Origin of the sequence: Microcystis sp. LE19-41.2A, from assembly GCF_027530405.1 — a bacterium.
GTDB classification, from domain to species: Bacteria; Cyanobacteriota; Cyanobacteriia; order Cyanobacteriales; family Microcystaceae; genus Microcystis; species Microcystis aeruginosa.
In genome coordinates, this window is sequence record NZ_JAPZQJ010000401.1 from 1 (window position 1) to 6,763 (window position 6,763).

Here is a 6,763-nt window from a genome sequence, read left to right on the forward strand (position 1 = left end):
CTTATAGGGCAAGAGACTCAATTGATTAGCTCGTTCTAGATAGAAAACAATTGGCCAAAATCGAAGCAATGTCTTTCTGTGTAAGGGTTTTATCCTTTATAACCCCCCTCCATTGCATAACACAAACCGAAGAACCATAAAATTCCTGGTGATTTACTCTTCCTACAAGAACTTAATTGGGTAAGTTTCAAGAAGATTGATGATGCTGCTGCCTTCCATAAACTAGAGTGGGGCATTACTCAAGTCAAGCCAGAGTTACATTCAAAAACGGTAAAATTGACAGCCGAAGAGTGGTTTAATCGTGGTTGTAACAAAGGTGAATTAGGATACAATCAAGGTGCGATCGCTGACTACAATCAAGCCATTCAAATCAAACCCGACTATGCTTATGCCTACATTGGTCGCGGGAATGCCAAGTCTAACTTAGGAGACAAGCAAGGTGCGATCGCTGACTATAATCAAGCGGCACAACTTTACGTGCAACAGAACACGATGGATAAATACCAATATACTCTTGATCAAGTGAAAAGACTGGAAAAAGGATTTTGGGGAAGGTTGTTCTCATGACTATTCGTCAAACTACAATCGCTAAATTGTAACAACTACCAGAGTCACTTTTACTGGAAGTTAACAATTTTATCGACTTGGTAATACACAAACATCAATCTGAAACAGCTAATGACAAACTGCAAGAAGATGGGGCTAAAGTTTTGGGAAAATAGTTTGAAGGTCTAAAATTGATAAATTATGAAAAAACTTGAAAAAATTATCACAGAATTTCGCCAAGCACTAGAAAAAATCTATGGCGATAAATTAATAAACTTAGTTCTATACGGTTCTCAAGCCAGAGGAGATGCAACAGAAGACTCTGATATTGATATCATGGTAATTTTAAAAAGTCCAGTTTCTCCTGGAGATGAAATTTTCCGTATGGGAGAAGTTAAAAATCAAATTAACCTTAAATACGATCAATTCATCTCAGTTTTGCCCATATCTGAAGAAGACTTTTTATGTAAAGATACTCCTTTATTAGAAAATATTCGCCGAGAAGGTATAGCTTTATGAACCGCATTCAAACATTACTAAGTCTAGCTAAAGAAGAATTATATGCTGCTGAAATTTTGTGGGAAAATACTCTATATCGTGCTTGTATTTCTCGGGCTTATTACGCCTTATATTATACAATACAAGCTCTCTTGGCTGCTAAAAACGTCAATACTAGAACTCACAGAGGCTTGATTCAACAATTTGGACAACAATTTATTAAAACTGGAGAATTATCTCAAAACTTATCAAGAACCTTGAGTGAGACTTTTGATTTAAGACAGTTAAGTGATTATGATGAAACGATACCCATCACTCAACAACAAGCAGGCAAAACTTTAGAAAATGCAAAATTGTTTATTAGTGAAGCTACCAAGTGGCTAGAGAATAATCAAATTCAGTAAATAAAAACAATATCTTAATCTATAGCGGTTCTCGCATCTGTGCGGCACACTTAAACCTTTGCTGATTAAGCTGTTCAGGATCGGGAATGTACCTCTTGTGAATCAGAAACGCTATATTAATCAAAAAATTCGCTGAAAGAAAGGAGTATAAATTGGATGCTTACCTACAAAGCAATGTATAAATTTTTGGAACAGGGAGTCCATGGAGAAGTCTTGGATTTTCCTGGCGTGATTTCCTGGGGAAATGATCTAGCAGCAGTACGCCCTTCCTTAGCTAGTGCGCTGGTGGACATGGCAGAAGTTAATTTATCTAGGGGGGAATCCTTACCCTTGCCTAATGGTTTGTTAACAGATGCAGAAGCGGATTTAGAAGAACCAATTTATCTAATCTTTTCTGTATCAACCCATGTCCAAATTGTACCGACTTTGATCGCCTCATGAAGCGTCGAGATTTGTTGCGTTATCTCAGTCAACAGGGTTGTCAATAACATCGCATTTGGCGGAACTCGATATCTGAGATAAATTATGAATGATGAATTATGAAAGAGATTTGATTTAGCGATTATGGGAAATTTAAAATCGACATTATTGCTAATCACGGGCTAAATATTTCTCGATAAGTTATCATTGATACGATTGGCAATTCTGATCAAGTGGTGCGTTACGGCGGCTTGTTAGTTTTGGTTTTTTGACCAAATTAGTAACCGCCTAACGCACCCTACACTCTGAATACCGCTTTAAGACAGAGCCTTAGAAAAAGAAACTCTGGAGTTCTTGACATGATCACCTTAGTATGCAGCGGCTTAAAAAGATTGTGTTCTGCACCAACAAGGACAAGATTAACTTACTCCAGTGCAGTCGAAGCCGATCACCCGAAGCCATCAAAACTATCCAGGGTGCAGGAGTTGAACCTGCCTAGCACGAATTATGAGTTCGTTGCCTCAACCGCTCGGCCAACCCTGGGTTATACTATTAACTCATTATAGATCGGTAATTACTCTGAACGTGAAAATTCAGCCCCACCAAGATGAAAAAATTTTCAATCAGCACCTCCTTGCAGTTAGGTCTCCTTTTGATGGTAGCCATGTTAGCCGCCGGCTTCGGTAGCGGTTGGGTAGCCTATCAATTGGGAATCGCCTCCCTGAAGGGAGTCAGTCAACCGGATATCAACCCCGCTAAAAAGTTTACCAACGATCGCACCAGTTATGGTCGCAATCAAACTTTTATCCCCGTGAAAGAAGAAGAAGTAATTAAAAGAGTGAGAGTTTATATGCAACAACAGAAAAACCAACCGCAATCAAAGGACGAAACCAAAGGATAGGCTTTAAAAAAGGCGAATTTTGCCTTTTCGCTATGGATAATCAGGATTTATTGACTCGTTTAATTTTAGTCTTTTTACTAATCGTCCTCAATGCTTTTTTCGTAGCGGCGGAATTTTCGCTTGTGTCTGTCCGTCGTACCCGCATCAGTCAGCTAGTGGCCGCGGGAGATGTGCCAGCGCAGACGGTACAATCTCTACAAAGAAGTCTCGATCGCTTACTTTCCACTACCCAATTAGGCATCACCCTTTCTAGTTTAGCTTTAGGTTGGATCGGGGAGAGTACCATGACCGTTTTTGTGAGGAAATTACTAAGTTTTTTACCCTTTTCTTTAAACTGGCAAAATCTTCTCTCCCATGGTTTCTCTCTTTGTCTAGCTTTTTTAATTGTTGCCTATCTCCAGATAGTTTTTGGGGAACTTTATCCCAAATCCCTCGCTTTAATTTATGCCGAACCGATGGCGCGATTATTAGCAGCACCTATTGGCGTTATTTCCCAGATTTTTAAGCCTTTTATCGGTATTCTGAACCAATCAACTCGTTTTTTATTGGTTTTAACCCGTATCCCCGAAGTGGATCTACAGCGTTCTAATCGGGTAACTTGCGAGGAATTACAATTAATTATCAGCATGGAAGGGGAATTAACGGGATTAGAAGCAGCGGAAAGGAAAATTTTAAATAATGTCTTCCAGTTTGGCGAAATCACTGCTGCGGAAATCATGGTTCCCCATAACCGTTTAATAGCTATTCCCTCGACCGCAACTTTTCAGGAATTATTGCTCAACGTGGTTAACAGTGGCTATTCTTGCTATCCTGTGGCAGGAGATTCTGGTGATGATATCCGTGGTCTGATCGATTTTAAAGATTTAGCTTTACCCCTTGCCGAAGGTCAGTTAAATTTAACAACCCCGATTAAACCTTGGTTAAAACCTGTGCGTTTTTTCCCCGAAACTACCCCTTTAAATGAATTACTGACAGTGATGCAGGAATCATTCTTAAAGATGGTTATCATTGTGGATGAATTTGGCAGAACAGCCGGTTTATTAACCCTCAAAGATTTAATCGGCGAGATTCTAGGAACTTTTCCCCCTAGTGATCAATCAGGAACATTGGAATACCAACTCCTCGATGAATCAACTTTTCTCGTACAAGCACAAATGAATTTAGAGGACGTGAACAAAGCATTAAATTTAAGCTTACCCTTGGCCGATGAATACCAAACCCTAGCTGGTTTTATCCTCCATCATTGGCAAAAAATACCGAGGGTGGGAGAACAATTATATTACCAAAATTTAGAATTTACCATTATTTCTAAGGTCGGCCCTCGCTTGGAACAAATTAAGATTTATCGGCAACAACTATCCTCATGATATAAACAAGAAACAACTTTTCTCATTTATCCTTCTCCATCGTTAATCGAGTCAATAGCTGCCCACTCCTATCACCATGAAACACCTTTTGACACTCCTCCCCCTCAGCTTGGGATTAATTGCCCTCACCCCCGCAAATTTGCCCCTAGAACGTTTTGAAATCTCAGAATTAGGAACATCTACGGGATACGATGAACGACTGCTAACGGACAAAAAAACCCTACTACAAGCGATCGATCATAGTTTACGTTATCTGAATAGCTCGGCGGCGATCCGCGCCTATCAAAATTATCCTATTCCTGAAATAACTCGTCAGCGAGTGCAGCGTTCCTTAGTACGTTTTCGTCAATTAGTGCAGAATTCTCCCACTCCCGCAGCTCTACAAAAGGCAGTAAAAAAAGAATTTATTTGGTATCGTTCTTTGGGTAATGATAGCCAGGGAAATGTTAAATTTACTGGTTATTTTGAGCCAATTTATCAAGCAAGTCGGCAAAAAACCGCCGAGTATAAATATCCTCTCTATCGCCGACCTGCTAACTTTTCTCGCTGGTCTAAACCCCATCCAGCTAGGGTAGAATTAGAGGGAAAAGATGGTTTACTGGGGGAAAATAGCCGTCTAGCGGGATACGAATTAGTCTGGTTAAAAGATCGCTTAGAAGCTTATTTAGTTCATGTGCAAGGTTCGGCGAAATTACGTTTACCTAATGGTCAAATTATGAGCATTGGTTTTGATGGCAATACCGAGCATCCCTACACCAGTCTGGGAAAAGAAATGATTGCCGATGGTATTTTTCCTGCTGAGGGTTTAACCTTACCAATGGTTTTAGATTTTCTCAGAAATAATCCTGAGCAATTAAAGAATTATATTCCCCGCAATAATCGGTTTATTTTCTTTCGAGAAACCCACGGCGCAGCTGCCACTGGTAGTATTGGAGTTCCAGTTTTACCAGAAAGATCGATCGCTACAGATAAAAGTATTTTTCCCCCCGGTGCTTTAGCAGTAATTGAGACAGAAATTCCCCAGGGAAATCTTAATAAAAAATTAGTTAGTCGCTATGTTCTCGATCAAGATACTGGCAGCGCGATTAAAGGTACTGGGAGGGTAGATATTTTTATGGGAACAGGAAAAAATGCTGGCAAGCGAGCCGGTTTAATTAATACTCCGGGTCAATTATATTATTTATTATTGAGGGAATAGGAAATAGTATAGGTAGAATTAAGATACAATTCCCAGAATCAGTTATCGGTTATCATACTTTAAGGGAGAATTTTAAAAATAGAATGATGGAAAAAAACACAAATATAGATTGGTCGGATTGTGGTCCAATTACCTTAGTAGTCGTGCAGCCGACTTCTTTTTGTAATCTCAATTGTGATTATTGTTATTTACCCGATCGCCACTTAAAAAATACCTTATCCTTAGATTTAATCGAGCCGATTTTTCAGAGGGTTTTTAGTAGTCGTTTTCTCCAAGATGATTTTACCATTTGCTGGCACGCAGGCGAACCCTTAGCAGTTCCCATCAGTTTTTATGAAAGTGCTTTCGCCAAAATTGCGGAAGTTAGCGAGAAATATAATCAGCAGGGTTACTGTTTTCGTCATTCGGTACAAACTAACGCCACTTATATTAACGATGCTTGGTGTCAATTATTTAAAAAGCATGATGTTTATGTGGGAGTCAGTCTTGATGGACCGGCCTTTATTCACGATATCCACCGGCAAAACCGCAAGGGAACTGGCAGTCATGCTGCTACAATGCGGGGGATTTCTTTCTTGCAAAAACATGAAATTGATGTCAGTATCATCGCTGTTTTAACAGAAGATTCCCTCGACTATCCCGACGAAATTTTTAACTTTTTTTGGGATCATGGCCTTACCGATGTGGCTTTTAATATGGAAGAAACCGAGGGTATTCATTCACAATCTTCCTTAGATAAATTAGGTATTGAACAACGTTATCGCCAGTTTATTGCCAGATTTTGGGAGTTAGTCACGGCCAAACAAGGAGAATTTAAGCTGCGGGAATTTGAATCGATCTGTAGTTTGATTTATGCCGATGAACGCTTAGAAAATACCGATATGAACCGACCTTTTATGATTGTCAATTTTGATCATCAAGGTAATTTTTCCACTTTTGATCCGGAATTACTATCGATTAAAACCCAACCCTACGGCGATTTTATTTTTGGTAATGTTTTGACCGATTCCCTAGAATCTATCTGTGAAACCGAGAAATTTCAACAAATTTACGCTGATATGCGCGGTGGAGTCGATTTATGTCGCCAAAAATGCGATTATTTTGGGGTTTGTGGGGGTGGTGCCGGTAGTAACAAATATTGGGAAAATGGCACTTTCAACTCCACAGATACTAAAGCCTGTTTATACCGGATTAAGTGTATCACCGATATAGTTCTTGATCGCCTAGAAAATTTATTAGAAGTTTAAATATTTTTTTAGCTATCAGTTATCGGTAATAAGTAGCTGGTTATAATTAAATTAAAAATGGATTTTAGGTTCGATCCCCCCTGCCCCCCTTGATAAGGGGGGTGCCGATCCCCCCTTAGTCCCCCCTTTAATCCCCCCTTAATAAGGGGGGCATCTGACAACTTTTAACGCCTACCTACTTA

General features: G+C 39.5%; 8 protein-coding genes and 1 tRNA gene. 8 read left to right on the forward strand and 1 reads right to left on the reverse strand.

Annotated features, from left to right (window positions below):
- Positions 1-276: 276 nt before the first annotated feature.
- From O9290_RS16395 to O9290_RS16410, 4 genes are all read left to right on the forward strand, one after another.
- Positions 277-567, forward strand: coding sequence for a tetratricopeptide repeat protein (locus tag O9290_RS16395; RefSeq protein ID WP_288058680.1), 291 nt, complete (start codon positions 277-279; stop codon positions 565-567).
- Positions 568-747: 180 nt separating this feature from the next.
- Positions 748-1,065 carry a nucleotidyltransferase domain-containing protein gene (locus O9290_RS16400; protein WP_004159407.1) on the forward strand — a complete coding sequence of 106 codons (318 nt, stop codon included), beginning with the start codon at positions 748-750 and terminating at the stop codon, positions 1,063-1,065.
- Positions 1,062-1,448, forward strand: a complete 387-nt coding sequence (locus tag O9290_RS16405) for a HEPN domain-containing protein (RefSeq protein ID WP_004159406.1) — start codon at positions 1,062-1,064, stop codon at positions 1,446-1,448. Before O9290_RS16400 ends, O9290_RS16405 begins: the two co-directional genes overlap by 4 nt.
- Positions 1,449-1,604: 156 nt before the next feature.
- A complete protein-coding gene (locus O9290_RS16410) occupies positions 1,605-1,889 on the forward strand; it encodes a type II toxin-antitoxin system HicB family antitoxin (protein WP_288058682.1) in 285 nt (94 codons plus the stop codon).
- Between the two features lie 449 nt (positions 1,890-2,338).
- Here O9290_RS16410 and O9290_RS16415 read toward each other — a convergent pair.
- Positions 2,339-2,411, reverse strand: a tRNA-Ile gene (locus O9290_RS16415).
- 64 nt (positions 2,412-2,475) lie between these two features.
- Between O9290_RS16415 and O9290_RS16420 the strand changes: the two genes are divergently transcribed.
- The 4 genes from O9290_RS16420 (at position 2,476) to grrM (ending at position 6,581) form a co-directional block, all read left to right on the forward strand.
- Positions 2,476-2,769, forward strand: a complete 294-nt coding sequence (locus O9290_RS16420) for a hypothetical protein (RefSeq protein ID WP_004159404.1) — start codon at positions 2,476-2,478, stop codon at positions 2,767-2,769.
- A gap of 32 nt (positions 2,770-2,801) precedes the next feature.
- A complete protein-coding gene (locus O9290_RS16425; protein WP_004159402.1) occupies positions 2,802-4,136 on the forward strand; it encodes a hemolysin family protein in 1,335 nt (444 codons plus the stop codon).
- 76 nt (positions 4,137-4,212) lie between these two features.
- Positions 4,213-5,334 carry a murein transglycosylase A gene (gene mltA, locus O9290_RS16430; RefSeq protein ID WP_004159397.1) on the forward strand — a complete coding sequence of 374 codons (1,122 nt, stop codon included), beginning with the start codon at positions 4,213-4,215 and terminating at the stop codon, positions 5,332-5,334.
- An 86-nt stretch (positions 5,335-5,420) separates the two neighbouring features.
- Positions 5,421-6,581, forward strand: a complete 1,161-nt coding sequence (gene grrM / locus O9290_RS16435) for a cyclophane-forming radical SAM/SPASM peptide maturase GrrM/OscB (RefSeq protein WP_288033596.1) — start codon at positions 5,421-5,423, stop codon at positions 6,579-6,581.
- Positions 6,582-6,763 lie beyond the last annotated feature (182 nt).